The 26,996-nt window shown below is 44.1% G+C and carries 26 protein-coding genes, 1 tRNA gene and 1 pseudogene; 14 read left to right on the top strand and 14 right to left on the bottom strand.

Annotated elements, in window-relative coordinates:
- Position 1: 1 nt before the first annotated feature.
- The 6 genes from HMPREF1154_RS03295 to HMPREF1154_RS03270 all read left to right on the top strand — a co-directional run bounded on the left by HMPREF1154_RS03295 (position 2) and on the right by HMPREF1154_RS03270 (position 8,261).
- Positions 2–3,370, top strand: coding sequence for a SusC/RagA family TonB-linked outer membrane protein (locus HMPREF1154_RS03295; protein ID WP_034566831.1), 3,369 nt, complete (start codon positions 2–4; stop codon positions 3,368–3,370).
- 14 nt (positions 3,371–3,384) lie between these two features.
- Positions 3,385–4,926: a RagB/SusD family nutrient uptake outer membrane protein gene (locus HMPREF1154_RS03290; protein WP_009641161.1), complete on the top strand. Its 1,542-nt coding sequence runs from the start codon at positions 3,385–3,387 to the stop codon at positions 4,924–4,926.
- A gap of 20 nt (positions 4,927–4,946) precedes the next feature.
- Positions 4,947–5,813 carry a substrate import-associated zinc metallohydrolase lipoprotein gene (locus HMPREF1154_RS03285; protein ID WP_009641123.1) on the top strand — a complete coding sequence of 289 codons (867 nt, stop codon included), beginning with the start codon at positions 4,947–4,949 and terminating at the stop codon, positions 5,811–5,813.
- Between the two features lie 18 nt (positions 5,814–5,831).
- Positions 5,832–7,178 carry a DUF4302 domain-containing protein gene (locus HMPREF1154_RS03280; protein WP_009641126.1) on the top strand — a complete coding sequence of 449 codons (1,347 nt, stop codon included), beginning with the start codon at positions 5,832–5,834 and terminating at the stop codon, positions 7,176–7,178.
- Positions 7,179–7,320: 142 nt separating this feature from the next.
- Complete coding sequence (locus HMPREF1154_RS03275) at positions 7,321–7,923, top strand: MotA/TolQ/ExbB proton channel family protein (RefSeq protein ID WP_009641162.1); 603 nt, start codon at positions 7,321–7,323, stop codon at positions 7,921–7,923.
- Positions 7,920–8,261, top strand: a complete 342-nt coding sequence (locus tag HMPREF1154_RS03270) for a DUF2149 domain-containing protein (RefSeq protein WP_009641108.1) — start codon at positions 7,920–7,922, stop codon at positions 8,259–8,261. The genes HMPREF1154_RS03275 and HMPREF1154_RS03270 overlap by 4 nt, the downstream gene beginning before the upstream one ends.
- Positions 8,262–8,307: 46 nt before the next feature.
- On the opposite strand, the gene HMPREF1154_RS03265 is transcribed toward HMPREF1154_RS03270, so the two are convergent.
- From HMPREF1154_RS03265 to HMPREF1154_RS03255, 3 genes are all read right to left on the bottom strand, one after another.
- Positions 8,308–8,877, bottom strand: a complete 570-nt coding sequence (locus tag HMPREF1154_RS03265; RefSeq protein WP_009641115.1) for a Maf family nucleotide pyrophosphatase — start codon at positions 8,875–8,877, stop codon at positions 8,308–8,310.
- A gap of 111 nt (positions 8,878–8,988) precedes the next feature.
- Entirely contained in the window at positions 8,989–10,275 is a 1,287-nt protein-coding gene (gene gltS, locus HMPREF1154_RS03260; protein WP_009641132.1) for a sodium/glutamate symporter, read from the bottom strand.
- A gap of 73 nt (positions 10,276–10,348) precedes the next feature.
- Positions 10,349–10,428: transfer RNA gene (locus HMPREF1154_RS03255), tRNA-Leu, on the bottom strand.
- A 169-nt stretch (positions 10,429–10,597) separates the two neighbouring features.
- Here HMPREF1154_RS03255 and HMPREF1154_RS03250 point away from each other — a divergent pair.
- The gene (locus HMPREF1154_RS03250) at positions 10,598–11,539 is read left to right on the top strand and encodes a ribose-phosphate pyrophosphokinase (protein WP_009641164.1); all 942 of its coding nucleotides are present in this window, start codon (positions 10,598–10,600) and stop codon (positions 11,537–11,539) included.
- A 22-nt stretch (positions 11,540–11,561) separates the two neighbouring features.
- Positions 11,562–12,158 (top strand): 50S ribosomal protein L25/general stress protein Ctc, encoded by a 597-nt coding sequence (locus tag HMPREF1154_RS03245; protein ID WP_009641124.1) that lies wholly within the window; start codon positions 11,562–11,564, stop codon positions 12,156–12,158.
- Between the two features lie 69 nt (positions 12,159–12,227).
- Here HMPREF1154_RS03245 and HMPREF1154_RS03240 read toward each other — a convergent pair whose 3' ends face one another.
- Together HMPREF1154_RS03240 and HMPREF1154_RS03235 are read right to left on the bottom strand one after the other, a co-directional pair.
- Positions 12,228–13,166 (bottom strand): polyprenyl synthetase family protein, encoded by a 939-nt coding sequence (locus tag HMPREF1154_RS03240; RefSeq protein ID WP_050999696.1) that lies wholly within the window; start codon positions 13,164–13,166, stop codon positions 12,228–12,230.
- Positions 13,167–13,230: 64 nt separating this feature from the next.
- A complete protein-coding gene (locus tag HMPREF1154_RS03235; RefSeq protein WP_009641138.1) occupies positions 13,231–14,184 on the bottom strand; it encodes a DUF438 domain-containing protein in 954 nt (317 codons plus the stop codon).
- Between the two features lie 127 nt (positions 14,185–14,311).
- Here HMPREF1154_RS03235 and HMPREF1154_RS03230 point away from each other — a divergent pair, with 127 nt between their 5' ends.
- Positions 14,312–14,824 (top strand): inorganic diphosphatase, encoded by a 513-nt coding sequence (locus HMPREF1154_RS03230; RefSeq protein WP_009641157.1) that lies wholly within the window; start codon positions 14,312–14,314, stop codon positions 14,822–14,824.
- 97 nt (positions 14,825–14,921) lie between these two features.
- On the top strand, positions 14,922–16,082 hold the full coding sequence (gene recA, locus HMPREF1154_RS03225; protein ID WP_009641134.1) for a recombinase RecA: 1,161 nt from the start codon (positions 14,922–14,924) through the stop codon (positions 16,080–16,082).
- Positions 16,083–16,143: 61 nt separating this feature from the next.
- On the opposite strand, the gene HMPREF1154_RS03220 is transcribed toward recA, so the two are convergent.
- The 3 genes from HMPREF1154_RS03220 to HMPREF1154_RS13470 form a co-directional block, all read right to left on the bottom strand.
- A complete protein-coding gene (locus HMPREF1154_RS03220) occupies positions 16,144–16,959 on the bottom strand; it encodes a carboxypeptidase-like regulatory domain-containing protein (protein WP_009641163.1) in 816 nt (271 codons plus the stop codon).
- 136 nt (positions 16,960–17,095) lie between these two features.
- Positions 17,096–17,224 carry a hypothetical protein gene (locus tag HMPREF1154_RS13820; RefSeq protein WP_255347085.1) on the bottom strand — a complete coding sequence of 43 codons (129 nt, stop codon included), beginning with the start codon at positions 17,222–17,224 and terminating at the stop codon, positions 17,096–17,098.
- 85 nt (positions 17,225–17,309) lie between these two features.
- Positions 17,310–17,459, bottom strand: a complete 150-nt coding sequence (locus HMPREF1154_RS13470) for a hypothetical protein (RefSeq protein ID WP_009641099.1) — start codon at positions 17,457–17,459, stop codon at positions 17,310–17,312.
- A gap of 151 nt (positions 17,460–17,610) precedes the next feature.
- On the opposite strand from HMPREF1154_RS13470, the gene HMPREF1154_RS03215 reads away from it, so the two are divergent.
- Positions 17,611–18,345, top strand: coding sequence for a hypothetical protein (locus tag HMPREF1154_RS03215; protein ID WP_009641112.1), 735 nt, complete (start codon positions 17,611–17,613; stop codon positions 18,343–18,345).
- Between the two features lie 185 nt (positions 18,346–18,530).
- Here the strand turns inward: HMPREF1154_RS03215 and HMPREF1154_RS03210 are convergent, their stop codons facing one another.
- The gene (locus HMPREF1154_RS03210; RefSeq protein ID WP_009641135.1) at positions 18,531–21,476 is read right to left on the bottom strand and encodes a TonB-dependent receptor; all 2,946 of its coding nucleotides are present in this window, start codon (positions 21,474–21,476) and stop codon (positions 18,531–18,533) included.
- 494 nt (positions 21,477–21,970) lie between these two features.
- Positions 21,971–23,683, bottom strand: coding sequence for a gamma-glutamyltransferase (ggt, locus tag HMPREF1154_RS03205; RefSeq protein ID WP_009641120.1), 1,713 nt, complete (start codon positions 23,681–23,683; stop codon positions 21,971–21,973).
- A 123-nt stretch (positions 23,684–23,806) separates the two neighbouring features.
- Here ggt and HMPREF1154_RS03200 point away from each other — a divergent pair, with 123 nt between their 5' ends.
- The 3 genes and pseudogenes from HMPREF1154_RS03200 to HMPREF1154_RS13465 form a co-directional block, all read left to right on the top strand.
- Complete coding sequence (locus HMPREF1154_RS03200) at positions 23,807–24,226, top strand: hypothetical protein (RefSeq protein ID WP_009641127.1); 420 nt, start codon at positions 23,807–23,809, stop codon at positions 24,224–24,226.
- A gap of 88 nt (positions 24,227–24,314) precedes the next feature.
- Complete coding sequence (locus HMPREF1154_RS03195) at positions 24,315–24,509, top strand: hypothetical protein (protein WP_034566828.1); 195 nt, start codon at positions 24,315–24,317, stop codon at positions 24,507–24,509.
- 236 nt (positions 24,510–24,745) lie between these two features.
- Positions 24,746–24,898 (top strand): annotated as a pseudogene (locus HMPREF1154_RS13465) (DUF4280 domain-containing protein); the annotation flags it as partial.
- On the opposite strand, the gene HMPREF1154_RS03190 reads toward HMPREF1154_RS13465, so the two are convergent.
- The 4 genes from HMPREF1154_RS03190 to HMPREF1154_RS03175 form a co-directional block, all read right to left on the bottom strand.
- Complete coding sequence (locus tag HMPREF1154_RS03190; protein ID WP_009641141.1) at positions 24,898–25,551, bottom strand: spermidine synthase; 654 nt, start codon at positions 25,549–25,551, stop codon at positions 24,898–24,900. The pseudogene HMPREF1154_RS13465 and the gene HMPREF1154_RS03190 overlap by 1 nt on opposite strands.
- Positions 25,552–25,554: 3 nt before the next feature.
- Complete coding sequence (locus HMPREF1154_RS03185) at positions 25,555–26,157, bottom strand: 7-carboxy-7-deazaguanine synthase QueE (protein ID WP_009641146.1); 603 nt, start codon at positions 26,155–26,157, stop codon at positions 25,555–25,557.
- A gap of 62 nt (positions 26,158–26,219) precedes the next feature.
- Positions 26,220–26,519: a preprotein translocase subunit YajC gene (gene yajC / locus HMPREF1154_RS03180; RefSeq protein ID WP_009641139.1), complete on the bottom strand. Its 300-nt coding sequence runs from the start codon at positions 26,517–26,519 to the stop codon at positions 26,220–26,222.
- A 9-nt stretch (positions 26,520–26,528) separates the two neighbouring features.
- Positions 26,529–26,969 carry a DUF1573 domain-containing protein gene (locus tag HMPREF1154_RS03175; RefSeq protein WP_009641145.1) on the bottom strand — a complete coding sequence of 147 codons (441 nt, stop codon included), beginning with the start codon at positions 26,967–26,969 and terminating at the stop codon, positions 26,529–26,531.
- Positions 26,970–26,996: the final 27 nt, after the last annotated feature.

Genomic DNA, 26,996 nt, shown 5'->3' with positions numbered 1-26,996 from the left:
CATGAAAAGAAAATGGTTGTATGTGCTACTGGGGTTTTTATGGCTCACATTCTCGGGGTTATATGCTCAGGAGCAGACCGTAACAGGTGTGGTCAAGGACCAAGATGGGCGGCCTTTGTTAGGAGTCTCTGTAGTGGAGAAGGGAACCACTCATGGAGTGGATACCGATTTGGAAGGGAAGTTCTCCATCAAGGTGGCGGGTGATAAATCCGTACTTGTTTTCTCTATGGTAGGTAGTACTCCAGTGGAGCGAATGGTGGGGAATAACAAAGTGTTGAATGTGGTTCTTAAAGAAGAAGTAACAGAGCTTACAGGCCTTGTCTTCACAGGTTACCAAGAGATAGATAAAAAACTCTTTACGGGTAATTCGCAAACACTTAAGATAGACAACATCAAGCAAGATGGAGTTGTAGATGTGGGTCGTATGCTTGAGGGGCGTTCAGCAGGGGTCAATGTACAGAACCTCTCAGGTACTTTTGGTACTTCTCCTAAGATTACCATACGTGGAGGTTCTTCTATCTTTGGAGATACCAAACCCCTCTGGGTAGTGGATGGAGCTGTACAAGAGGAGGTGGTGAACCTTTCCTTCGAACAGTTAGCCTCTGGAGATGCCTCAACCCTAATTAGCTCAGCAATCTCAGGGCTAAATGCCAATGATATTGAGAGTATAGAAATCCTTAAGGATGCCTCTGCACTTTCCCTATATGGAGCACGTGCGCTTAATGGAGCCGTAATCATTACTACCAAAAGCGGAAAACGCAATGTGAAGACACAACTGAGCTACCAGTTGGAGGAGTCTGTACGTATGATTCCTAATTATGCACAATTCGACCTGATGAACTCCCAAGAGACCATGAGTGTCTATCGTGAGTTGGAGCAAAAGGGCTATTTAGACCGAGCTACTTATACGGCTGCTCAGCAAGGTGGGGCTTACCACATCATGTACCGAAATACCGATACCTATAACCCTGCCACTGGTCGTTTTCTATTACAGAACAGCCCTGAAGCACGTAATGCCTTCTTGCGCAAATATGAGTATGCCAATACGGACTGGTTCAAAACTCTCTTCCGACCTTCCTTAACTCAAAATCATACCTTGAGCCTTAGTGGTGGAGGAGAGAATACGACTATCTATAGTTCCTTGGGCTTCTTTGTAGACCCAGGATGGACTATAGCCGATAGGGTACACCGTATTACCGGAAATATCAAGACCACTTATGACCTCTCTTCTAAGGTGAAGATAGGTATCCTAGCACAAGGAGCCATCCGTAACCAAAAAGCACCGGGTACCTTCTCCCGTTCGAGCAATCAGGTGACAGGGGAGTACGAACGTGATTTCGATATCAACCCCTTCAGCTATGCACTTAATACCACTCGTGCACTACGCCCCTATGATGATGAAGGCAACTACGATTATTATCGTATGAACTATGCCCCTATGAATATTCTTAAGGAGCTAAAGAATAACTATATAGATCTGAAGATGATGGAGTACAAGCTCCAAAGCGACTTAGAGATCAAGTTTACTCCTGAACTCAAATATAAGTTCTTAGGTTCGGTACGTTATGCCCAAAGTACCCAAGAGCACACTATCACCGAAGGTTCCAATGTGGTAGGAGCTTACCGAGCCAACGATAATATGATTATAGGAGAGCGTAACCCATTCTTATACCGCAACCCTGATGATCCTTCAGCCCTCCCACAGGTGGTTCTTCCCAACGGAGGTATCTATAAGCTGGAACAAAATAACCTCCAAAGCTACTACTTACGCAATGCCTTGGAGTACAATAAGGCTTTCAAAGACCAAGATGAGCAGGACAAGCATACTCTTAAGCTCTTCTTAGGACAAGAATTTCGTTATACAGATAGGGATAACCAATCCTTCGATGGTTATGGCTATCAGTTCAATCGTGGTGGAGTAGTCTTCACCGATCCTCGAATCATAGAGAAGGTGATTGCCGATAACGCCCAATACTTTGATCGCTCTACCGGTCGTGAACGAGGGGTAGCTTTCTTCTCTCAAGCATCCTATGGCTTCCGCAATCGCTATATCTTCTCTGGTACACTGAACTATGAGGGCTCTAACCAGCTAGGTAGAAGCCGTAAGGCTCGTTGGCTTCCTACTTGGAATATTAGTGGTCGCTGGAATGTAACCAACGAACATTTCTTGCCTACAACCCATGCCCTCTCTAACCTCTCTTTCCGTCTTAGCTATGGACTGATTGCAGGACTGAACAATATAGGAAATGCCTTACCTATCATGGTCAGTACCATCACCCCCCGCTTCCGCAACCAGGATAATGAACGCCTAATCCGTATCCTTTCTCTTCAGAACTCAGACCTTACTTGGGAGAAGGTATATGAGACTAACTTTGGTACCGACATAGGCTTCCTTTCCAATGCGATCTCCCTCTCGGTAGACCTCTACCAGAAGAACTCCAAGGACTTATTAGACATCGTGCGTACTTCCGGTATGGGAGGGGAAATGAATAAGTATGCTAATGATGCCTCCATGACCACTCGTGGGGTTGAGCTAGTACTAGATACTCGTAACTTCAAGACTGAGGATTTCACTTGGAGTACTAGTGTGAACTTTGCTTATTTTAACCAAGAGATTACCTCCTTGGCCAATGCCTCCAACAGTGTTTTCAACTTAGTACGTGAGACAGGGGGCAATGTATTGGGTAATCCGCGTAACACCCTTTATTCCTATGATTTTGCTGGTCTTAATAGCCAAGGAATGCCGCTATTGAACCTCAAGAACGGAAGTACTGATTATAAAGATATTGATTTCCAAGACCGTGATAATATCCTCTCCTATCTCAAGAAAGAAGGAGCGGTCGATCCCAACATCACAGGAGGACTTAGCAATACTTTCCGTTACAAAAATTGGGAGCTAAACTTCCTCATTACCATGCAAGCGGGCAATAAGATTCGCAAGGCACCCCTATACAAAGGAGCTGGCTATGATGACTTAAGTGTCTTCCCAAGAGAGTTCAAGAATCGCTGGGTAGCCCCTGGAGATGAGGCCTTAACTCAAATCCCAGGCATTGTCTCTCAGCGAACACTCAATGAGGAAAACAAGGCCTATATCTCAAGAGCTTATAGCGCTTATAACCACTCTACCGCTCGTGTAGTCGATGGCTCTTTTGTACGAATGAAGAGCATCTCCCTCTCCTATACCTTTGATAAGGAAGTTTTGGAAAATCTGAACATAGGGAACCTGACCCTACGCTTACAAGCCTCCAACCCCTTCCTAATCTATGCTCATAAGGACTTGAACGGACAGGATCCAGAATTCTTCCGCTCTGGAGGAGTAGCCTACCCAATCACACCCCAATATACCTTTACCATTAATCTTGGAATCTAACAAAACAGCAACTCATGAAAAGAAACAAATACTTGTCCCTCTTGGCCTTAGCCCTTACCTTGGTGCTGAGCGCCTGTAACAAAATATTAGACGACCTACCTGATAGCCGTACAGAAATAGATAGTACTGAAAAAATAGAGGAACTCTTGGTCGGTGCGTATCCTAATCGCTTTCCTACCTACATCGCAGAGATGATGAGTGATAATGTAAGCGAGAAAACCTCCTTCTTAGGCATCTCAACCCTTAATACAGATATGTATTTCTGGAGAGATAACAATGAGATAGATGGAGAGGACAATACCCCAACCGACTATTGGATAGCCTGCTATGCAGCCATTGGGGCAGCCAATCAGGCCTTGGAATCCTATGCTGAATTAGGCGAGACAGCCCAATATAACTATATCAAAGGAGAAGCCTTGGTAGCACGAGCCTATGCCCATTTTATGTTGGCTTACCTTTGGTGTAAGCCTTATAATGAGGCTACCGCTACCACAGATTTGGGATTGGCCTATGTTACTGAGCCTGAAAAGCATGTCTTTGGGCGATACACTCGTATCCCACTTAAGGAATATTATGATGCCATAGAGCGAGACCTCACTCAAGGGCTTCCCTTGCTCGATGATAGCAAATATAAGCAACCTCGTTTTCACTTTACCACAGCGGCAGCTCATGCCTTTGCTACGCGCTTTTACCTAATGAAAGCCCAGTGGGATAAGGTAATTGAACATGCCGATGCTGTTTTGGGAGCCAATGCAGAAACTAAGCTCAGGAACATAAAAACCCTCAATGCGGTAGCTCTTGAATCCAGAAGTGCTTACTATACAGAATCCACTAATCCATCGAATATACTTGTGGGGACGGCTCGCTCTGCCTTGGCCTATCGTTTCCAGACTCATAAGTATAGCCTAACTTTGCAAAAGATGGCGGAGATCTGTTCTCCTCGTAATACCCATCCTTTGAACTTTTCCAATATCAGTTGGGAAGCAGTTAATTCGGCTTTGGGAGATGGTGCAGGTAATATCGTTTTTCCTAAGTCTAACTACTACTATAAGTATGTAAATCGTTCGGCAGGTACTAGGGTTTATTATAGTGCAGCGGTTTTGTTCTCTTATGACGAGGTTTACCTCAACCGCTTGGAAGCCTACCTAATGTCTGGCAACTTAGATCAGTTCCGTCGAGATCTCTTTACCTATCTCATTCCTAAGACCCATAATAGCTCCCGACCCAATGAGGCTTATCCCTTCCCTCGTATGACTTTCGAGCGCTATATGACTCAGGCGGCACTTGATAGGCGTTATCAGGGTAGAGGAGTTGATTTCGATCCTTCCTATCCCCTCACAACCCGACAGAGAGAATGGCTTCAAGCTGTGGTGGATATCCGACGAGTGGAGTTTGTACAAGAGGGTTTGCGCTGGTTTGATAACAAGCGCTTAGGGATGAAGGTCGTGCATAAGGTGGGTGATGGCCAAATAGAACTCACCAAGGACGACCCTCGTCGAGAGCTTCAAATTCCTAATAGCGCCCTTGAATTTGGTATGGCACCCAACCCTCGTTAATCTTTTTAATTCTTTGAAGTATGAAAAAAATAACCTATATATGTATTGTCCTTTCTGTTGTCCTTTCCAGCTGCAATAAGAAAGAGACACTCGATCCCCAAAGTGTGATCCATGACGATACGGATCCCCGCACAGCTCTGGATACCTATATCCAAAACGAATATATCAATCCCTATAATATAGAGGTCAATTACAAATATGTGGATATCAACTACGAGCTGGGGCGCTATCTATATCCGCCGACTGAAAGTAAGGTACAGCCTTTCTTGGAGATGATCAAGTACGTTTGGTTAGGAGCCTATCAGCAGGTAGCCGGTACGACTTTTGTTAGCCAAGTAGCCCCTCGACAGATAAGCCTTATCGGAGGGCGTAACTTAGATCCTCAGCGCAATCCTGAGACTTACCTCTTCGAGGAAACTCTCGGTCAGGCTGACAATGGGGCTAAGATCACCATCGCTCGCGTTGACTATTATGATCCGGCCCATCCAGATGAGGACAATATCAGGCACATTATCCATACCATTCAGCATGAGTACTGCCATATCGTCAATCAGCATAAGCCTTTTGCACCTGAATTTGGAAAAATAACCCCCGATGATTACAGCTCTTCTTGGCATGGTAAGACAACGGCTCAGGCCAATGCCTTAGGCTTTATTACTAACTATGCAGCAGCAAACCCCTTTGAGGACTTTGCCGAAATGACCTCTCATATGCTCATGAAGTCCAAGGCACAATGGGATGCCGCCCTCAATACGATGCCTGAGAAAGGGAAGGTAGCTCTTAAGAAGAAGGAAGCCTTTATCGTGGAGTACTTCAGAGCCGAATGGGGTATCGACTTCTATCAGCTTCAAAGGGTTGCTTACCAAAGAATGCAGAACTATTTGTAAACCAAAACGGATACTAAAATGAGAAAAATATTATACCTACTCGCTATCATAGCTGTAACCGGATGTCAAAAGAACGAACCCGATTTGCTGCTGGGTAAAAACGCCTCCGAACGTATACAGCAGAACAAGGAAAATCTCAAAAAAACGCTCTCGGAGGCGCCTTATGGATGGAAATTGAGCTATTTTCCTAAAAAGAATACCTTCGGAGGCTATACCTTTCTAATGAAGTTCACCCTCGCAGGACGTGTAACAATGGTAGCTGATTTCGGTAGTGGGACAACTCCTCAGGAGAGTGGTTACCAAATTCAGGAAGGACAAGGTCCCCTTTTGGTCTTTACCACCCGAAACTACATTCATACCCTGCTTGAACCCCTTACCTATAGCTCAGACCCTCGTGAGCATATTGGTAAAGGTCTTGAAGGAGAGTTTCAGTTTGTCTATATAGGGCAGGAGGGTGATAAACTTAAGTTCAAAACCCAACGAAAGGCGACCGAACAATTCCTTTATTTCGAGAAGGCCACAGAAGAGGATTGGACAACTATAGGTACTCAAGGTGAACAGCTTGATGGTATTGATCATACCTATTACTTGAAGGTGACTTCTGCTCAAGGAGTGGAGAACTACTTTGTAAGAAGTGCCTTCCGTATGTTCCTTTTTACCTCCATGCAGGATAGTCACAAAGCAAGCCGAGCAGGTATTGCGGTGAATTCTAATGGACTGACTTTCACACCTTCTTTGGAGATAGCAGGAGAAAAATTTACTCATATGACAGCAGAGCCAGGAACTCCTCCGCTGAACTATAGAGCACAAAGCAATGGAGTGACTATTGAGCTAAGACACTTCAATAATCCTATGGATGAGTTCGAATCCCAAGGGGATGTTGTTAGTGACTTTATAGTACTCTTAGGCGATCAAGCACATCTTAACTTGCCTTATATGAGTCCGGACTTCAAAAGAGACTTCTATACAGAGGTAGGTGAAGGGAAATTCTTCTCCTATGAGTTACTCTTCCAATCCGATGCAGATACTCCTCTCTTGCGGGTAGGCTATACCCCTACAGGAGACCAGAATGATAGAGTGTATTACGCATACAAATGCAACTATGAAATCCGTGATAAGAAGATATACATCACCTTCATAGGCGAGCATGAGGATATGGATGAGTTCTGGATAGATCCTGATAATGAAGAAATTCTACAGATGGCACAGGAGCGATTGACTCATTTTATTCAAATCAGTTCCCAAGGTATCTATCTTTGGAAGTCCAGCTTATCGGCAACCTTGGGGCCAGTATACTATATGAGAAGTATCTCAGAACCTAACTATTACTTCCCTGGTACAGTAAACCAAGCCGTGGAAGAATAAGAGATATTTATTAATCAGTAATGGTTAATGATTCATCCCATACGAGGATGAATCATTAACCATTATTGAATTATTATATATTTCTCATTGGTCATTTCTTATTTTATTCGTATCTTTGCCCTTAGAAATAATCTAATTATAAATGGACAATATCTCACAGATCCTCTTCTTAGTATCTGATAGCTTACTGATACCAGATATTATCGTACTATTGGTACTCTTCGTTAGGGCTTTGTTCTTGGTGGGGAGCTTCTACAACCAGTATATCACTAAGTATAAGAACGAGCGGCAATTGCGCCCTATCCTTAATCAGCTAACCCCTGAGCGAATGCAAGAGTTGCAGGCGGCACTTCCTGAAAAAGATAATTCGCTGTATATAAAATATTTGCGTGCTATACTTGCCCGCCCTGCCGATGATACCTATGCCGATTATATGATTACCAACTTTGAGAATGATGCGGAAAAAGATGTGGTAACCTCTAAGCTCTTGGCCAAGGTAGGCCCTGTATTGGGACTTATCGGTACACTGATTGCTATGAGTCCTGCCCTTACGGGACTCTCCCAAGGCGATATTTCCAAAATGGCTTCCAATATGCAGGTGGTTTTTGCCACTACCGTAGTGGGATTGGTAGTGAGTTTGGTGGGATTGGTAACCCTACAGTTCAAGCAACGTTGGTATGCCAAGGAGGTGAACCAACTGGATTATATTACTCGTATCCGTAACCAACAAAATACCCAAAAATGAGAAACAACCGCAGAACAACGCCTTTTAAGGACGATGATGCCGACCCGCTAAGCGTGGTAGTCAATCTCTTTGATGTGGCTATGGTCTTCTCCGTCGCTCTGATGGTGTCCATGGTCATGAACCTGAACCTCTCGGCTTTCTTCACTGGGGGAGACTTTACCATTGTCAATAAGAATGGTGATGATATGGAGATTATCCAGAAAAAAGGAGAGAAAATCACCAAATATAAAACAGCCAAAGGCGCCTCTTCTTCCAATACTTCTTCCAAGGAAAAAGGCAAACGCCTGGGTACCCTCTACGAAAATCAAGATGGGGAGAATATTTTTGTACCAGACTAATAAGTGAAAAATGAAGAGTGAAAAGTGAAGAGCCGCTTTTCACTCTTTACTTTTCACTTTTCACTAATTTCAGTTGTTCCCAAAATAGTTGCGTAGGGAAGCCTACGACGTTGTTATAAGAGCCTTGTATAGAGCGAATGCCTACGGCTCCGATCCATTCTTGGATGCCATAGCTGCCTGCCTTGTCATAAGGTTGGTAATGGGTGAGGTAGTAGTCAATCATCTCTGGGGTGAGGGTTGCGAAAGTAACTAAAGTGGTGTCGTAAAAGGCCACTTGCTTTTGAGTGGTAGCCAGGCACACAGCCGTGATTACCTCATGGTTATGACCTGAGAAGCGACTGAGTGTTTGGAAAGCATCTGTATAGTCCTTAGGCTTTCCTATGGCCTCACCTTCAAACCAAATAAGGGTATCGGCAGTGATCAGCACCTCATCGTCCTTGAGGGTCGGTAGCAGTGGAACGGCCTTTTGCTGAGCTATATACATGGGAATTTCCGCTCCTTCTAGTTCAGGAGGGTAGGATTCATCGGTGGGGGAGAGGCGCAACTCAAAGTCTATTCCTAAATCCTTGAGGAACTGTTGGCGACGCGCCGAAGCAGAAGCGAGAATGTATCTCATCTAAGAGTTTTCGAGTTTTTAATTTTGAGAGGGTTTATACAAGTCACCGTAAAAAATGAAAAGTGAAGCGTGAAAAGCAAAGAGGTTGCTATTCATGCTTCACTTTTGATGTTACGCAATTAGTCTTAAGATATAGACGAATCCAGTAAGGATAAAGGCGTTTACAAAATCCACAAAGAAAGCACCGACCATAGGCACAATGAGGAAGGCCTTATGTGAGGGACCAAATTTGTCAGTGATAGATTGCATATTGGCTACCGCAGTTGGAGTCGCTCCCAAGCCGAACCCACAATGTCCGCCGGCTAATACGGCAGCATCGTAGTCCTTGCCCATTAGGCGGTAGGTGACAAAATAAGCATAGGTGCTCATTACAAAGGTCTGTACAGCCAAAATTACGAGCATTGGAAGTGCTAAGTCCAAAAGCTGCCATAACTTAAGGTTTAGTAGCGCAATACCTAAGAAGAGACTTAGGGAAGCATTGCCGAAGACATCGATAGCACGATCGAACATTTTGATTTTGAAGACGTAGGTGAGTATATTGCGTAAGAATACGCCAAAGAACAATGCCCAAACGAATTGAGGTAAGGTGAACTTGTCAGGGAAGAAAGCCTTTACCGTATTGGAGTCCATCAGGGCAGAGAAGGAGAGGCAGGCAGCAAAGAGCGCCATGGTCTCAATAGCGGACTTGGAGGTAATAAGGCGTTGTTTTTCAGGTTGTTCGAATACGCTTACTTCTGTATCGTTATCGTTATCATTGTTGTTCTTCTGAGCCTCCTCGGAGAGTGGTTTTCTGCCCATTTTATTGACCAAGCGGCGTGCAACAGGTCCTCCGATGAGTCCTCCTAATACCAAGCCAAAGGTAGCGGATGCCATCCCTAAGGCAGTAGCCCCTTGTATATGATAATCTTGTTCGAGCACCTTACCCCAAGCCCCAGCGGTACCATGTCCACCGGTAAGGGTAATGGAGCCAGTTACTAACCCTATTATGGGCTCTAAGCCAAAGGCAGAGGCCAAGCCTATCCCTACAATATTTTGTACTACGATGAACAGTGCTACTATCCCTAAGAAGATGAACAATCCGATACCCCCTGATTTCAAGCGGGAAAGGTCTGCACTTAGTCCGATAGAGGTGAAGAAAAATAACATGAAGGAGTCCTGAAGCCCCTTGTCAAAATTCAAGGAGATCCCTTCCCCAAACGTAAGTCCGTTTTCGAAGGAAAGCCCCGTTACAATATATAAAAGGTAGACAAGGAAGGACATCAGCAGTCCGCCAGCCACCGGTTCAGGGATGTTGAAGTTCTGGAGTAATTTGATTTTAGCCACAAGAAGTCGCCCAAGGAGCAGTACTAAAGTAGCAGCAATAAGGGTGTAGTAGGGGTTTACAATGATTGTATTCATAACAAAATGAAAGATTGATTTGAAGTTAATAAAAAATCCTCTTAGCATTTTGAAGATGATAAGAGGACTATAGTACCTGAGGAGGGAATCGAACCCTCACTCCGAAGAACACGAGTTTGAGTCGTGCGCGTCTACCAATTCCGCCACTCAGGCAATTATTGTTATGAATTCGGGGGCAAAATTACAACTAATTTTTTAATTGTGCAAAAAAATCATTCTTTTTTTTTCAGAATCATTTTTAATTTATATCTTTGCACTCGGAAACAAGAGAGTCCTAGAGGGCTTTACAAAAAACGCAAATTACTTATAATTAGTTGATTTTATGGAATATTCTATGCCAGCTGTAAAGATTTTTGCTTGTACACAAAGCACTGAATTGGCAGGCAAAATTGCTCGAGCCTATGGGATTGAGCTAGGAAATGTGATTTTCTCTCGTTTTAGTGATGGAGAATTTCAGCCTTCCTTTGAAGAATCAGTACGAGGTGCTCGTGTTTTTATCATTGGTTCTACGCATCCTACTTCGGAAAACCTTATGGAGATGCTGCTGATGATTGATGCGGCTAAGCGTGCCTCTGCTAAGCATATCACGGCGGTTATGCCTTACTTTGGGTGGGCGCGCCAAGATAGAAAAGATAAGCCTCGTGTACCAATAGCAGCCAAATTGGTGGCCAACTTATTGGAAACAGCCGGAGCTACTCGAGTGATTACTATGGACTTACATGCTGACCAGATTCAGGGCTTCTTTGAAATTCCTGTAGATCACCTCTATGCCTCTACCATATTTGTCCCTTATATCAAGTCCTTGAACTTGGAGAACCTTTGCGTAGCCTCTCCTGATATGGGAGGATCTAAAAGGGCACACTCCTATGCTAAGTTCCTCAATAGTGATGTGGTAATCTGCTATAAGCAGCGCAAAAAGGCCAATGTAATTGAGAAAATGGAGCTTATTGGCGAGGTAGAGGGTAAGAATGTAGTCCTTGTAGATGATATGGTGGATACAGCAGGTACGCTGGTGAAAGCCTCCGAAATTATGAAAGAGAAAGGAGCTGTGAGCGTAAGAGCCATTTGTACTCATGCTATACTAAGTGGCAATGCAGTGGAGAAGATAGAAAACTCACCTATGGAGGAGCTGATTGTAACCGATTCCATTCCGCATAACTCCTTGCCAAAGAAAATACACGTACTGAGTTGTGATAAGCTCTTTGCCGATGTGATGCGTTCGGTACATGAGCATGCCTCTATCAGCGACAAATTTATAATGTAAATTTTTAATTAATATATATTTTATGCAATCAATTACAATCGTAGGATCTCAAAGAGAAAGCGTGGGCAAAGCAGCGAGCAAAGCCTTACGTAATGCTGGAAAGGTTCCTTGCGTATTATACGGAGGGGAGAATACCATTCACTTTTCAGCGGACAGCCTAGCGTTCAAAAAATTGGTATATACTCCTAATGTATATACTGCAACGATTGAATTAGGAGGAAAGACTTATACAGCTATCCTTCAGGACATTCAGTTTGACCCTGTAACCGACAAAATCCTTCACGTGGATTTCTACCAGTTACACAAGGATAAGGAAATCACCCTTGAGGTGCCTATCCAAATCGTGGGAACAGCCCCTGGGGTAATGGCCGGTGGTACACTCCGTATCGTAAACCGTAAGCTAAAGGTAAAAGCCTTGCCTGATAACTTGCCTGACTTCGTTCCTGTAGATATTTCTTGGATGGAAATGGGTAATCGTTTCTATGTTACCAAAATCGCTCAGGAGAACTACAAGATCATGCACCCAGATAACACCGTAGTATGTCAAGTACGTGTATCTCGTGCTGCACTTAAGGCTGCTCAAGATGCGGCTAAAGCAGATACTAAGAAGAAGAAATAATTTTTGTCTGTAACTCATGATAAGAGAGCCTGCTCACCGCAAGGGAAGCAGGCTCTTATGTTTTATCTGTTATACAGTTCGTTCTATGACATAATCCACAATCTGGAGTAGGGATTTCTTATAAGGAGAATCGGGAAAATCCGATAGTATAGCTAAGGCTTTTGCTTGGTATTCCCTCATCTTGGCTTCGGTACGCTCTATACCGCCGTGAGCCTTGACATAGGCGATGACTTCCTTGACGCGCTTTTTGTCTGTATTGTGATTTTTGACACTGTTAATCAGCCATTTGCGGTCTTCTTCGCTGGCCTGGTTGAGTGCATAGATCAGCGGCAGGGTCATCTTTTGTTCCTTGATGTCGATGCCTGTAGGCTTCCCTATGGCCTCTTCGGTATAGTCAAAAAGGTCGTCCTTGATCTGGAAGGCCATACCTACATATTCGCCAAAACAGCGCATCTTCTCTATCAGCGGGGCATTGTCGGGGCAAACTGAGCAAGCGCCCATGGCACAGCAGGCAGCGATGAGGGTGGCGGTCTTCTGGCGGATAATCTCGTAATAGACCTCCTCGGTGATGTCCAAGCGGCGTGCTTTCTCCATTTGTAGGAGTTCGCCCTCGCTCATCTCACGGACAGCTACCGAGATGATGCGCAACAAGTCAAAATCCCCATGGTCTATAGAGAGTAGTAGTCCTTTGGAAAGGAGGTAGTCCCCGACCAAGACCGCGATTTTGTTCTTCCACAAGGCATTGATAGAAAAGAACCCACGTCGCTTATTGCTATCATCTACCACATCGTCATGCACTAGGGTAGCCGTATGAATTAGTTCAATAACGGAAGCCCCCCTGTAAGTGCGTTCGCTGATGGTGCCTCCGCTGGCGAGCTTAGCCACTAAAAAGACGAACATAGGGCGCATCTGCTTGCCCTTGCGATTTACGATATAGTGGGTGATGCGGTTAAGCAGTGCCACCCGTGAGGACATGGAGTCTCTGAACTTGTCCTCAAAGGCAGCCATCTCCGCTGCTATAGGCTCTTTTATTTGTTCGGTAATCTTAGCCAAGGTAATTCGTTGTTTAGGGTTATTCCCATTCGAGCAAGCGTCTTTCTCCTTCTATGGTCTTGATGTCGGTGATGTCCTGTGACATTTCGATCACGCCCTTATAGTTTTTCTGGGCATCACGTACGGCAAAGTAGCGCACATAGATCAGGCGTCCGCGGAAGTTCAGCCAGAAGTTGGCTTCGTTCTGAGTACCATTGCGGAAAGCCTCCACGATTTTTAGCACTGTACCCACGCTCTTGGGCGGGTGGCAGAACTTCACTTCACGACCAATAATTCCTGCACTACGAGGGAAAACACGTTCCTCACCGCGGTTATAGAAAATCACCTTGTCATGCTCATCTACAAAAGTAATATCGATAGGGAGGGTCTTGAGCAGCAGGTTCACTTGTTCTACAGTCATATAACCTTCGTCAAAGTGTTGTGCTTTCTCATCAAAGACCACATCGGTACGTAGGGTGGTATCTTGTGAAGGGTGTATATAGCCCTCTTCGGAGGGGTAAGCAGGGGGAGGGGAGGGGAGCATCCAGCCGATTTCCTCTTCTCCTTGGCGCATCTTGATCCAATCCTCATCGGAGAGAATCTCCAAGGAGCGCGCAAAAAGAATGTTATACTCTACAGAGAGCAGGCGTAGGAGGTTTTCCTCTATATAGGTCATGTTCTCCGCTGCTTTGGCCAGTTCCTTATCCTCTAAGTTCTTTCTGACCAAGCGGAACATATCGCGTATGGTATCATGGAAAGACCACATGTTCTGAGAGGGGTTAGTCCAGCCTTTTTGTTCCAAGAAAGGAAAGAGCTGATTCTCTTTTCTCTGGAAGCGTTTCTCTATGGTGGAGAGATGGTTGAAGAGGTTATAGAACTTCTGGTAGTCCACTTGGGGGTCTGTCTGCATCATCTCCTCTAATAGGTTCTGAATAAGTTCAGCCTCTTGCAGATAGGTGCGTATAGGGTGCCCTTCGGGTAATTCTGAATACATAATTTGTAAGGGTATTAAATCAGTGGCAAAAGTACAACTTTTTTTTGAAGAAAGAAAGATAAATATTTGCTTTGATGATTGGGAAAAAAACGTTATCTTTGCTCTCTAATTTTCAAAAATAGTAAAAATGGCAAAAGAAACAACTTTTGATGTACTCATTGAGATTCCAAGAGGAAGCAGAAATAAGTACGAATATGATTTTGACTTAGGTAAAATGCGCTTTGATCGCATGCTACATACCTCCATGGTATATCCAACTGACTATGGGTTCATTCCTGAAACCTTGGCCGATGATGGAGATCCCTTGGATGTGCTTGTAATCTCTACCATTCCTTTCTTTCCTGGTTGTGTAGTGAAAGTAAAGCCTGTAGGTATTCTCTATATGTCCGATGAGAAAGGCGGTGATGAGAAAGTCCTTTGTGTGCCTGAGGCCGATCCTATGGTTAAATCTCTCAGCCAGCTCAATGAGGTAAATCCACACCTTACCAAGGAGATAGAACATTTCTTCAAAGTGTATAAAGATTTGGAAAACAAAAAAGTAGATGTACGTGGTTGGGGAGATGTCCAAGAAGCCCTCAAGGTATATGAGGAATGTATCGCACGCTACAAGGGACAAAGTGCAAAGAAATTTGTTCTTTAATTGTTAATTATCAATTGTTAATTGTCAATGGCTATAGATGTTGATAATCAACAATTGATAATTAATCATTAACAATTAAAAATTAACAATTAAAAAGATGGCAAAGAAAGAAAAAGAAAAAGTAGAAGAGATTAAGGACAAGGAAGCCAAAGCACAAGCCCTAAAATTGGCTTTGCAGCGCTTGGAAAAGTCCTTTGGGAAAGGAACGGTGATGCGTCTTGGAGACAAGGTAGCCGAGAAGGTAGAGGTGATTCCTTCGGGTTCTTTGGGCTTGGATATTGCCTTAGGTGTAGGGGGGTACCCACGTGGTAGGGTGATTGAGATCTTTGGTCAGGAGTCTTCAGGTAAGACTACCCTTACACTGCATGCCATTGCCGAGGCACAGAAGCTGGGTGGCTCTGCCGCTTTTATAGATGCGGAACATGCCTTTGACCCCAGTTATGCCAAGAAAATAGGGATAGATGTGGATAACCTGATTATCTCCCAACCTGATAACGGAGAGCAAGCCCTTGAAATCGTAGATGGGCTGGTACGCTCTGGAGCTGTGGATATTATCGTAGTGGATTCCGTGGCTGCCCTTACTCCTAAAACTGAGATAGATGGCGAGATGGGTGACTCCAAAATGGGCGTACATGCCCGCTTGATGTCCCAAGCCTTGCGCAAAATAACAGGGAGCATCAGTAAGGCCAACTGTGTGGTGATGTTTATCAACCAGTTGCGTGACAAAATAGGGGTGTCTTTCGGAAATCCTGAGACTACCACAGGGGGTAATGCACTGAAGTTCTATTCTTCTGTACGTGTAGATGTGCGCCGACAAGCGGCTCCTCTGAAAAACAAAGAAGGAGAGGCCTACGGTAGCCTTACGAAGGTGAAGGTAGTGAAAAACAAAGTAGCACCACCTTTCCAAAGAACAGAGTTTGAAATCATCTATGGGGAAGGTATCTCCAAGGTGTCCGAAATAGTAGATTGGGGAACCGACTTTGACATACTCTCCAAGAGTGGGGCTTGGTACAGCTACGGCGGTACCCGCTTGGCCAATGGTCGTGATGCGATGAAGGCCTTACTCCATGACAATCCTGAAATGGCTGAAGAGATAGAAGGTAAGATCAAAGAAGCCGTCAAAGAAGGAAAGGTAGTGGTGAAGAAGAAAGGTAAGAAAGCAGCTACCAAAGACAAAGCCGCTGAACCTGATGAAGATGAGGAATACGACGAACCTGAAGAAGACGACGATTTTCCAGAGGAGGAAGAAGACGATTAGTAGTGAAGAGTGAAAAGTGAAGAGTGAAAAATTATTCACTTTTCACTTTTCATTTTTCACTTTATTGTCTTCCCTTAACAGAGAAAGGAATCCCCAGTCCCAAGGGGATTTTCTCTAAAATATTATCAATAGTGGTACGAGTCCAGCCACCATTGGCACGGCAGCGGATTCTAAGTTCGCTGTCCTTACTTCCCTTTAGCTCAACAGCCTGCAAGGCTACCCAAACAACTCCCTTGGGGGCAAATATGGATAACTCCTTAGTGAAAATCTGTCGTTTACGGCTGGCGGGCACCTCTATATAAATAGGCCTTTCTATCAAGGGCTTAAAGAGGGTATGCTCCTTATTACTCTGGTAGACTACCACACGCAACACACAACGATCAAGGGTGTTGGCTACAATATTCATCTCAAACTTTGTAAGGAAAGTATCCTTGTTTAGAGAGATAAAGTCGCCCAATTCCTCCTCACCCTTTTCCTCATTTTCAGCTATTTCCTCCTCAGTAGGGGCGAGAATGCTCATAGTAACAATAGTAGGTAAGCCCTTTCCCTTGAGCGTACGCTCCTTAGGCTGCTTAGCGGTAAAGGTCGCTTCAGGAAGTACAATCTCGGCTGCCTCCAAGACCACCTTGTCGGTAATATCCTTCTTTATGAGTACCTTATGTTTATAGCTCAGATGTCCAAAGTAGATGCTATCGGTATCCTTAGCATGCAGGGCTTCCAAGGAAAAGCCTCCCTGCTCATCGCTGATAAGACCTTTGGAAGTGCCTTTGACGCCTATATTTACGTATTCAATAGGACGACCTTGAGTGTCTTGTACCACTACTTTTTGTGCAAACCCACTCAGGGAGCAACAACATAAAAAGAGAAAAAACTTCATGATAGTTTGAGTTTTAAGTATGCCAACTGACCATTAGCAATTGTTTTATAGTACAACGATGGTCAGCAAGTCTCCTTTGGCAAAGAGCTTTCGGTAATAGATATAGGATAGGTATAGGGAAAGTTGCATGAGTAGTTTACAAGCCTTTTCCTTTATAATAGCCTTCTAAAAAAGCATCTACTAAGCGCTGTAAGTCTTGACGTAAGAGGACACTTAGTAGCGCAGCAGTTATTATTAAGAAGTTTCGTTTTGTACTTGTTTTCATAGATTATTTATTTTGGGATTATTTATTTTGGGTTATCAAGTTTTGTAAGTTGTTTTTAGATTACTATACAGGCCGCTACCTTGTCTTAGTGTGTTAGAGAATAAATAGCTTCTCCTGTAATTTTTCCAAATAGGTAGATAATCAGGGTGGAAAGGATCACAGCTATAGTGCCCCACCACTTGTTGGTAAGCATAAGGTCGTAGAATTTCTCTATATTTATAGTAGGTTTTTTCATGTTATGAAGTGTTTTATAATTCTGTGCAAAGATAAGAAAAAAAATCAAAATAAAACAAATGATTACTTAATTTTATCAACAAAAAAAATATCATAACAATTGTTTGTTTTTTTAAATTTTTTATTATACCTTTGCCCAAAATATAACGATTATGAGTAACACGATTCCGTTAAAAGAGAAGTTAGATTTTCAACAATATCAGTTGGTTATCAATGCTTTGGCAAAAATAGGAATAGAGATAGATATTCCTACGAATGTGGATGCTTATGCGGCTTCCTTGAAAGAAAAAGAACTCAAGGAAATGCCACTGAAAGAAAACGAACAGCTTTTTAAAATAGAGCTACCTTTGGCAGAGCCGCTCTTTCTTGCTGATAAGAAGGGGGGAGAGATGATCGTCATTACCAAAGATACCTATAACAAGCTGCTTATCAGGATTGAAGAGCTGGAGACGCTCAATCGCACGCTAAAGGAAAAACTAGTTGAGCGACCTGTGGCTTCTGCAACCTCTACACCTACACAGGCGCCTACTATGGCCTTTACTTCTACGCCTGTGGCACATATCCCTGAACCTCAAGTAACGCCTGTGACTCAGAGCCCTATGGCTTTTACCTCTACACCTGTGACTACACCTCCGCCTGTAGCAGCGCCTGCCGTGGCATCGCTTCAGGAGAGTACCCATACTTTCTCCACTACGGAACCTTTGACAACCAGCCCCTTAGTGCCTCATACTATTACTAAAACAGCTGAAGAGCCAACCTACCATAAGGAACCAACTCCTACTTATCAGACTCCTATCAGTACTTCCCTTCACCAAGATGCTGCCAATATCTCTAACGAAGAGGCCTTGGAAAGAGCTAGAAGGATTATCGAGAAGTACAAGAAATAGTGAAGAGTGAAAAGTGAAGAATGAAGAGTGAAAAATGAACTTACTATAAGTAACCAAATAAAAAAGAGGCTACCTTTTGGGGTAGTCTCTTTCTTCTTTATAGAGGGCGAATTGCTTCACATACTTGCTTACGCAACTTTGCCCCTACAAAATGTATTATTCACTTTTCGTTTTTCACTTTTCACTTAAAACAGGTTGAAGGTGGCGCGGAGGAATACATAGCGACCATTCAATCCAAATTGTGAGGTGGCACGTGAATAGACAAATTGGTCATTGTTGCTATTGGCCTTGACGTTTTTCTCAGGGTAGAGATCAAGGAGGTTATTTACACCCAAGGTCAAAGAGGTCTTAGGGGTAAAGTTGTACGCTACTGATAGGTCGGTGATGACCTTGCCACGAATAACTTGGTGTCCGCGCTCATCAAACTCAAAATCGCCTATACGCTTGTCAGCAGCGATGATGTCAGGGCTAGTGGCTTTGCCATAATAGGTGTTACGCAAGTAAGCATTCCACTTGCCTATGGTGAGGTTGTGGGAAAGGGTAGCTTTGAAGCGAGGGATTACCTCTTCCAAAAGTACGCGAGAGCGTTCGGAGAAGAATTTTTCTTCTAAGCCAGCCGCTTTAATAGCTCTTGGGGTGTGTATCTCACCTACCTTGCGGGTTTGGGTAAGGTTGAAAGCAAAATCGTTGTTAAGGGTGAACTTGTCCGCTTGTAGGGAGTGGCTCACAACCACATCTATTCCTTTGGTCTCCACATCTACTGCATTGGCAAAGAATTGTACAGTATTTACATTGGCTTGATCAAAAATCTGTTTGAGTTCATTCTGCGCGGGGCTGTTTCCAGCGGGGCGGGTAAAGGCCTCGGTGAGGATAATACGGTCATCTACACGGATAAAGTAGGCATCGGCACTAAGGGAAAGACCAGCCTTGGGAATCTTAACAGCAAAACCAGCACTGAGTGATTTGGATTTTTCTTCTTGTAACTTCTCTATGCCAAAGAGTTCTGCGGCACGGGAGATATTGTTGAATGTTCCTGTTTCCTGTAATACCCCATTGATCTGCAAGGTGTTGATATTGGTATAATACAACTGGTGGATAGAGGGCGCGCGAAAGCCAGTGGAGGCAGCTGCTCGGAGATTCACATTGGGCAAGAGTTTCACGCGTGAGGCGAGCTTATAGTTAAAGGTATTACCAAAGTCAGAATAATGTTCGTAACGCACTGCTGCATTGGCCAATAGCCACTTGGTAATATCGGTTTCAAATTCTCCATAGCCAGCCAAGACATTACGGGTTTTGGTTAGGGCACTCTCTTCTCTGAAGCCAGGGAGTACCTGAGCACCTCCAGGGAGGGCATTGCCAAAGAAGTCGGTAACCTTCTGTGAGGCAGGAGCACTCAAGGGGAGTACGCCTCCTGTGATATCATAGGTAGCATAAGAGTTTTCAGCGCCTGCTACAGTGCTATAGGACTCATGGCGTTGCTCTACCCCAAAAGAGATGTTGGACTTGTATAATAGCTCAATGGGGCGCGAGAGATCCAAATTGATTGTGTTCTGTGCAAAGCGTAATTTACCAGCATCAAAATAATCAGGAGTAGCAAAGCGCAAACTGGTATTGCCAGTGTTCTTGATTGTATAGGCAAACTCATTGCGGCCGAAGGTATTACTTAGGTCAAGGTGCCACTTGCCAGCCTCGCCACGGATTCCAGCCGAGATAGAAGAGTCCTGTATGTCGGTGGTAATCTGAGGCAAGTAGCCGTTGGGGTGTAGGCCAGTGAAGGTACGGGCTTGGTTAGGGCGGCGGAAGAACCCCCCAGCCTCTCCATAGCGGTAGCTCTGTCCGCCAAAGGCATAGAGTTCCCAGTTGTCAGAGACAGGAAAGGCTGCATTGACAAAGAATTGAGTACCCAAGAGACTGGATTGGCCTACATGCATGTTGTAGTCCTTGCGGTCAAGACCACGATAGGCGAGTTCCTGCTCGGTAAAGTCCTTTTTAAGCAAGGGTTGTAGCTCTCCGATGGAGTTGGCTCCTTGTATCTGGGCGAGGTAACTGCTATCAAAATAACCTACTTCCCCTGCATAGCCTTTGATAAGGCCTAATAGGCGAGGGTCGGCATCTATATTGATATTGGAAAAGTAGCGAGATAGGTTGTTCCCATAGTTAAGGGCACGGCGTTCTATGGCGTTGTAGGCGTTGAATATCTCTCCGTCAAAGGTACCTGCACGGTGGGTTTTGTCGCGGAACTGAGCGGAGAAGGTAAAGTTTAGAAAACCACCTTTTTTACCCAATTCGGTACCATAGTTGATGTCCAGCTGACCTTGTGCTCCGTCAAAGCCACCGCGGTGGTCATTAGCTGTAGGGGTAAGGTGTCCGCCATAACTTACTTGGGCAGAGAGGCCTTTGTCTTTCTTAAGCTCAAGGTTCATCACCCCAGCAATAGCATCGGAACCATATTGGGCGGAAGCCCCATCGCGCAACACCTCTATTTTGGAAAGGGCGAAGGAGGGAATAGTATTAAGGTCAGTCCCAACGGTACCACGCCCAGGGGTACCATTGACATTGATAAAGGCGGAGGTGTGTCGGCGTTTTCCGTTCAGTAGTACGAGGGTCTGGTCAGGGCCTAAGCCGCGCAATTGGGCAGGGTCAAGGTGGTCAGAACCATCGGAGACTACTTGGGTGGTAGAGGTGAAAGAGGGAGCAATGCTGTTGAGTATCTGGTTGAGGTTCACCTGAGGTTGGGTTTTGCTGGTTTTGGCCACATCAAAGACGTCCACAGGGACAGGGCTATCAATTTTGGTACGCCCTCCTGCACGGGAGCCTACAACCAATAATTCAGGGAGTTCTTCGGCTTCGCTTACAAGGGTTACCACGAGGTTTTTCTGCTTACCAATCTTGATTTCTTGGTTTTTGAAGCCGATATAGGAAAAGACAAGCGTTTGGTGAGGTTCTACATGGATGCTGAACTCACCGCGTTCGTTGGTAGTGACACCTTTGTTAGGTACCTCTTTGACTAAGATGGTAACGCCCAAGAGGGGTTCGTTCTGGTCGTCAAAGACTTTACCTTTGAGAGTTTGTGCGCTTGCAATACTTGCCACAAGAAAGGCAAGGAGACTAAGGAAGGGTTTTAGTTTCATTTTTTTAATTTTTAATTGTTAATGGTTAATTGTTGTTGCTATTATGACTAATTGCTGTCTGCTTACTTGACCATAGAAAATAAAAAAAAGCAATGATATAACATCATTGCTTTCTTAAACTATGGGCAAAAGAAATTATGATGTCTTACGTTGGGTAAGGCATGAGACAACACATCATCATATTTCTTTGCGTAAAAAACATCTTTTTTAATTGTTAATTATTAATTGTTAATTGTTAATCACTTTTCACCCACATACCCAGCTCTATGTATTCGCTGGCTACACTCTTCACTCTTCACTCTTCACCCACATACCCAGCTCTATGTATTCGCTGGCTACACTCTTCACTCTTCACTCTTCACTCTTCACTCTTCACTCTTCACTCTTCACTCTTCACTCTTCACTCTTCACTAATTCGGGGGCAAAGTTAGAAAAAATTTTTTAATTACCAAACAAAAAACATATTTTTTTTTGTATTTCTTTCTTTTTGCAGTTTAGTAACCTTCAGCCACATCGTCGCCACGGGGGTCAGCCCCTCCTTCTAAGGTGCCGTCTTTCTCTACCAAAATGGCATCTACACGGCCGATGATAACAAAGTTTTCTTCCTTGGGGACATAGCCTTTGGCCTTGAGCTTGGCAATGACGGTAGGGTCAAAGCCTTTGGGTTCGAACATCACATCATCGGGGAGCCACTGGTGGTGGAAACGCGGCTGGCTTACGGACTCCTGCATGGTCATACCATATTCGAAGACATTGAGCATACATTGGAGTACAGAGGTGATAATAGTAGAGCCCCCAGGAGTACCGATGACCATACGGAGCTTGCCGTTTTCCTCTACTATGGTAGGTGACATGGAGCTAAGCATACGTTTGTTCGGTGCAATGGCATTCTTTTCAGAGCCTACCAGTCCGTAAGTGTTGGGTTCGCCTGGCTTGATACTGAAGTCGTCCATTTGGTTATTGAGGAAGAAACCTCCGCCCTTTACATATACCTTGGAGCCATAATTGGTATTGAGGGTAGTGGTCACGGCCACCGCATTGCCTTCGCTATCCACGATAGAGTAGTGGGTGGTCTCATCGCTCTCGTAGCCCACCACCTTGCCATGGGCAATCTCGCTGGACTTGCTTGCTCTATCCCAAGAGAAAGAACGCATACGCTCCTTTAGGTAGCCAGGGGAGAGGAGGGTTTCGGTAGGAACTTTTACAAAATCAGGATCGCCTAAGAAATAAGCCCTATCGGCATAAGCACGGCGCTCAGCCTCTACTAATAGTTGTACGTATTGCTCGCCATTGTGAGCGTATTGCCCTATCTTATAAGGTTCTACCGATTTGAGTATCTGAGCGATACAGATTCCACCACTGGAAGGGAGTGGCATGGAGGAAATAGTATAGTTCTTATAATTGAAGGTAATAGGGGTGCGCCACTGTGAGTGGTAGTTTTTTAGGTCCTCAAGAGAGAGGATACCGCCCAATTCCTGTACATAATTCACGATATGTCGGGCTGTTTCCCCTTCGTAGAACTCAGCACGTCCGTTGTCGCGGATACGTTCCAAGGTTTGGGCAAGCTCTTCATACTTAAAACGTTCGCCAGCTTTCCAACCATTCTCGAAGATGGTAGTATAGTTGTTAGCCTTTTTAATCTCAGCAAGATTTTTCCCCATATAGAAGTCGGCTTGTAGGGGAGTGATGACTACCCCATTGCGAGCTAAGTCAATAGCAGGCTGGAAGAGGTCAGCTATAGGGAGTTTGCCGAATTTCTTATGAACCTCAAAGAGCGCATCTATGGTGCCAGGTACCCCTATAGCCAAGGCGCCGAGGGTGCTTTTATCGGGAATCACTTTGCCGTTGGCGTCCAAGTACATATCGCGGTGCGCCTTGCTGGGGGCTTTTTCGCGGTAGTCCAAGGCGCCTTTTTCACCATTGGCCAAGCGATAGACCATGAAGCCGCCTCCGCCTATGTTACCCGCATTGGGATAAGCTACGGCCAAGGCCAATTCGGTAGCCACCATAGCGTCAAAGGCATTACCACCTTTTTTAAGGATAGAGAGGCCTATCTTAGAGGCTTCTTCCTTGGCGCTCACCACCATACCATGCTTAGCAAGTACGCCTTTGGTATGGCCGTAAGCGGTTTTCTTGGGTGCTGAACAAGCACTTACCAGTAGGAGGACAAATACTCCTAATAGTGAAAGGGTCTTTCTTACGATCATGTTTTTGTATATTTATTTAGTAGTGGCAAATATAAGAATTTTTTTGCAAAGTTTGTTCGTTTAAGTAATATTTTATACATTTGTCCAAACGAAAAACGACTTGCAGGAATAAACTAAGCACTTATGAAACGATTGGAATTTATCAAGAAAACAGGATTGGCAGCAGTGGGGCTGCCGTTGCTTTCCTCTTTTGAAGTTTTTTCTTTTACAAAAGGATATCAACAAGTCATATACCCCCCTGTAGATGATCACTTTGAGACCTTTGACTTTGAACTCTTTGAGAAGTTAAAGAAATTAGATAAGGACTATCAAAAAAAATTAGCCGAAGGGAATGATACAGTATCAGTAGTTCTTCCTGATGGCACTTATTTTTATATAGATGATTCCTCAAAAACAAAGGATTATTATTATATAGAAGAATTTCCCCCTTATTCCTATTTTGCAGTAGCAAAGTCCTATGATAGACGAGGGTATATTACAAAAAAAAGGACTTTTAGGAGAGCCTCATTTCTGGAAAAAAGGGCGATGGTATTATTTCAATAAAGAGGGGAAATTAGAAAAGACTATCAATTATGACGAGGTTTCTAAGTTTACCTTCGAGCAGGTAGAGGATTTTTGTCTGTCAAAGGGAATGAAATTACGTAGAGGTTATAATGATGGTAGAGTCTATACAGGTGCAGTTATTGAAAGAGTATATCGACCTGGAGCTAACTATAATTGCTGGAAAATAGTTTATAAAAGAGAAACACACCTTGATTGGTATCGTTTAGACTTACAAACAGGAGAAGTGCTTTCTTATAATAAATTTGATGGTTTTAGATGTTAATTAACGTGAGTTCGACGTAAGCAAAATTATATTTTTCTCCCACAGATTCCACGGATTTTCACGGAGAGAATGATACAACAACTAAGTATAACTCTTTAATTTCCACGGATAAATAAGGCCTTTGGCCTTATAAAAATCTGTGTAAATCGCAACAGCACAATTGCACAAACATAGAAAATCTGTGAAATCCGTGAAAATCTGTGGGAGCTTTCGTTATATCGAACTCACACTACACTATGGATATCATCACCAATACCGCAGAACTCAGTTGCAATCAAGGTACTACCAAAAGCAAACTTACTGTGACAAGTCAGGATTTTGTAACCATTGAGGACAAGCCTATCGCTACTGAAGAAAACAAACAAATGTATGAAAGAATTTTTCACTTTTAGCTCAAAACAAGTATTTCGTTTTCTCCCTCTACTTTGGGATAGCGGTCTATATGGAATTGGTCGGAGAAGAACTCAATGAAGTTTTTGTTTCTTTGTGCCTCGGCTTTCGTTTTTACAATGGTATTGAAGAGAATCACTCCTTTTTTGTTCAGGATTTTCTTTAACTGAGAGAAAAAGGCTGGCGCGAAAAGGAAAGCAGGCATCTGATCGTCTTGAAAAACATCTACAATGACCAAATCATACTTTACACGGGTGGTTTTTATGTAGTCTTGGGCATCGCAGAGAAAGATTTGTAGGTTTTTGATACTGTCCAAGTGGAAATACTGGCGGCCTATAGCGATGACTTCTGGATCAATATCTACCCCATGTATCTGCCCGCGGAACTGAACTTCCTCCACGAGGGTCTCTACCACACTGCCTGCTGCTAAACCCAATACGAGTACGTTTTTCTGTTTTTGAATCCGCTCAAAGCCAATTTTCTGTAAACCAAAACGCAGGATACGTTGTAGGCTCCCAAAGGAATAGTCGGTATTAGGGGTGTTCAGCAATCGCTTGCCACTAAGTAGGGTTACGGTGAGCTGTCCACTGATAGGGGAGGATTGCCTTGAGAGGGTGATAGGGAAGATATAGCTGAGAATACGCTTTAGCATGGCTTAGGGGATATCCAAGTATTTGTGCATCTGTAAGGAGATTTTCCACTCGGGGTGTTCCATGACATAATCTACCATAAGAGGAATCATCTTCTCGCGGCGGCTCCATTCGGGTTGGAGGTAGCGAATACAGTCGGAATGGGTCAGGGCGGACATCTCCTCGGCAAAAAGAAAGTCATGATGGTTGTAGATGACCATCTTTAGCTCATTGGCTACTTGGTGGATAGGTGAGAGCGGACGCTTGTTTTTCTTAGGGGAGAGACAGATCCAGTCCCACTCACCAGAGAGTGGGTGTGCCCCTGAGGTCTCTATATGTGTACGTGCCCCATGGCTCCTGAGCAGCTGGGTGAGGGGAAGTAGGTTGTACATAAGGGGTTCTCCCCCTGTGATGATGATTGTTTTGGAGTGGGCGAGAGCCTGCTCGGCAATTTGCTCAATAGGTACTAAGGGGTGCACCGTAGCGTCCCAACTCTCCTTGACATCGCACCAGTGGCAGCCCACATCGCAGCCTGCTAGGCGAATAAAATAAGCAGCGGTACCCTTGTAATAACCCTCTCCTTGTATGGTATAGAAGGCCTCCATAAGGGGAAGCAGTTCTCCAGACATAATAGTGAAAAGTGAATAGTGAAAAGTGAAGAATGCTCTCACTCTTCACTTTTCACTCTTTGTTATTCATTTGTTAGTTTGCGGCTATAATCCATAGAAACGGCAGAGCGCTCAAACTTGAGTTTGCCAGAGAGGGTCTCTATCACGATAGTAGTATCAGTGATTTCAGAGATACGCCCATGTAAGCCACTTTTCATGATGACTTTGTCGCCTTTCTTAAGAGCATTATAGAATTTCTTTTCTTGTTTTTGTCTTCTCATGGAAGGGAAGATCATAAAAACAAACATAATCACGAACATGATTATGATAAAGAGGAAGTTACCTCCGCCCCCCTGTGGGGCTGCTTGTAATAGTATATTCATAAGACGGTATTATTCTTTTACAAAGGCTTTGATAGTAAGGAGTTCTGTACCTTGTTCGGTGTTGGTCGTTAGGGTTACGGTCTTGGAGATGGCATCTTTGCCTGAGCCGTTATATACCACTTTGATAGCACCACTTTCCCCTGGGGCGATAGCCTCTTTAGGATATTCAGGGACAGTACAGCCGCAGCTACTGGTGGCATTGGTAATTACCAAGGGCACCTTGCCTGTATTTTTGAAGTTGAAAGAGGTCTGTACCTCCACGTTTTGCTTAATTTCTCCAAAGTCATGAGTGGTTTCCTCGAATTTTATTTGAGGGAACTGTGTAGCTTGTTCAGCTAATTTTTCAGCAGCTTCTAAGTTACTTTGTTTGATTTTGTTAGCCGCATCAGTGCCATTGTTGTTGCAAGCGGCAAGGAGTGCTACTCCTACAAGTAAAAATATTCTTTTCATGATTTTTAGTTTTTAGTTGTCAGTTGT

The organism is Capnocytophaga sp. CM59 (genome assembly GCF_000293175.1).
Taxonomy (GTDB): Bacteria; Bacteroidota; Bacteroidia; order Flavobacteriales; family Flavobacteriaceae; genus Capnocytophaga; species Capnocytophaga granulosa.
Note: the sequence above shows the minus strand (reverse complement) of the source record. Positions and strands in the feature narration are given on the sequence as shown.

Bases quoted from the DNA above. Each gene is read 5' to 3' on its own strand.
- HMPREF1154_RS03295 (WP_034566831.1), top strand. From the start codon at position 2: ATGAAAAGAAAATGGTTGTATGTGCTACTGGGGTTTTTATGGCTCACA.
- HMPREF1154_RS03290 (WP_009641161.1), top strand. From the start codon at position 3,385: ATGAAAAGAAACAAATACTTGTCCCTCTTGGCCTTAGCCCTTACCTTG.
- HMPREF1154_RS03285 (WP_009641123.1), top strand. From the start codon at position 4,947: ATGAAAAAAATAACCTATATATGTATTGTCCTTTCTGTTGTCCTTTCC.
- HMPREF1154_RS03280 (WP_009641126.1), top strand. From the start codon at position 5,832: ATGAGAAAAATATTATACCTACTCGCTATCATAGCTGTAACCGGATGT.
- HMPREF1154_RS03275 (WP_009641162.1), top strand. From the start codon at position 7,321: ATGGACAATATCTCACAGATCCTCTTCTTAGTATCTGATAGCTTACTG.
- HMPREF1154_RS03270 (WP_009641108.1), top strand. From the start codon at position 7,920: ATGAGAAACAACCGCAGAACAACGCCTTTTAAGGACGATGATGCCGAC.
- HMPREF1154_RS03265 (WP_009641115.1), bottom strand. From the start codon at position 8,877: ATGAGATACATTCTCGCTTCTGCTTCGGCGCGTCGCCAACAGTTCCTC.
- gltS (WP_009641132.1), bottom strand. From the start codon at position 10,275: ATGAATACAATCATTGTAAACCCCTACTACACCCTTATTGCTGCTACT.
- HMPREF1154_RS03250 (WP_009641164.1), top strand. From the start codon at position 10,598: ATGGAATATTCTATGCCAGCTGTAAAGATTTTTGCTTGTACACAAAGC.
- HMPREF1154_RS03245 (WP_009641124.1), top strand. From the start codon at position 11,562: ATGCAATCAATTACAATCGTAGGATCTCAAAGAGAAAGCGTGGGCAAA.
- HMPREF1154_RS03240 (WP_050999696.1), bottom strand. From the start codon at position 13,166: ATGGCTGCCTTTGAGGACAAGTTCAGAGACTCCATGTCCTCACGGGTG.
- HMPREF1154_RS03235 (WP_009641138.1), bottom strand. From the start codon at position 14,184: ATGTATTCAGAATTACCCGAAGGGCACCCTATACGCACCTATCTGCAA.
- HMPREF1154_RS03230 (WP_009641157.1), top strand. From the start codon at position 14,312: ATGGCAAAAGAAACAACTTTTGATGTACTCATTGAGATTCCAAGAGGA.
- recA (WP_009641134.1), top strand. From the start codon at position 14,922: ATGGCAAAGAAAGAAAAAGAAAAAGTAGAAGAGATTAAGGACAAGGAA.
- HMPREF1154_RS03220 (WP_009641163.1), bottom strand. From the start codon at position 16,959: ATGAAGTTTTTTCTCTTTTTATGTTGTTGCTCCCTGAGTGGGTTTGCA.
- HMPREF1154_RS13820 (WP_255347085.1), bottom strand. From the start codon at position 17,224: ATGAAAACAAGTACAAAACGAAACTTCTTAATAATAACTGCTGCGCTA.
- HMPREF1154_RS13470 (WP_009641099.1), bottom strand. From the start codon at position 17,459: ATGAAAAAACCTACTATAAATATAGAGAAATTCTACGACCTTATGCTT.
- HMPREF1154_RS03215 (WP_009641112.1), top strand. From the start codon at position 17,611: ATGAGTAACACGATTCCGTTAAAAGAGAAGTTAGATTTTCAACAATAT.
- HMPREF1154_RS03210 (WP_009641135.1), bottom strand. From the start codon at position 21,476: ATGAAACTAAAACCCTTCCTTAGTCTCCTTGCCTTTCTTGTGGCAAGT.
- ggt (WP_009641120.1), bottom strand. From the start codon at position 23,683: ATGATCGTAAGAAAGACCCTTTCACTATTAGGAGTATTTGTCCTCCTA.
- HMPREF1154_RS03200 (WP_009641127.1), top strand. From the start codon at position 23,807: ATGAAACGATTGGAATTTATCAAGAAAACAGGATTGGCAGCAGTGGGG.
- HMPREF1154_RS03195 (WP_034566828.1), top strand. From the start codon at position 24,315: ATGAAATTACGTAGAGGTTATAATGATGGTAGAGTCTATACAGGTGCA.
- HMPREF1154_RS03190 (WP_009641141.1), bottom strand. From the start codon at position 25,551: ATGCTAAAGCGTATTCTCAGCTATATCTTCCCTATCACCCTCTCAAGG.
- HMPREF1154_RS03185 (WP_009641146.1), bottom strand. From the start codon at position 26,157: ATGTCTGGAGAACTGCTTCCCCTTATGGAGGCCTTCTATACCATACAA.
- yajC (WP_009641139.1), bottom strand. From the start codon at position 26,519: ATGAATATACTATTACAAGCAGCCCCACAGGGGGGCGGAGGTAACTTC.
- HMPREF1154_RS03175 (WP_009641145.1), bottom strand. From the start codon at position 26,969: ATGAAAAGAATATTTTTACTTGTAGGAGTAGCACTCCTTGCCGCTTGC.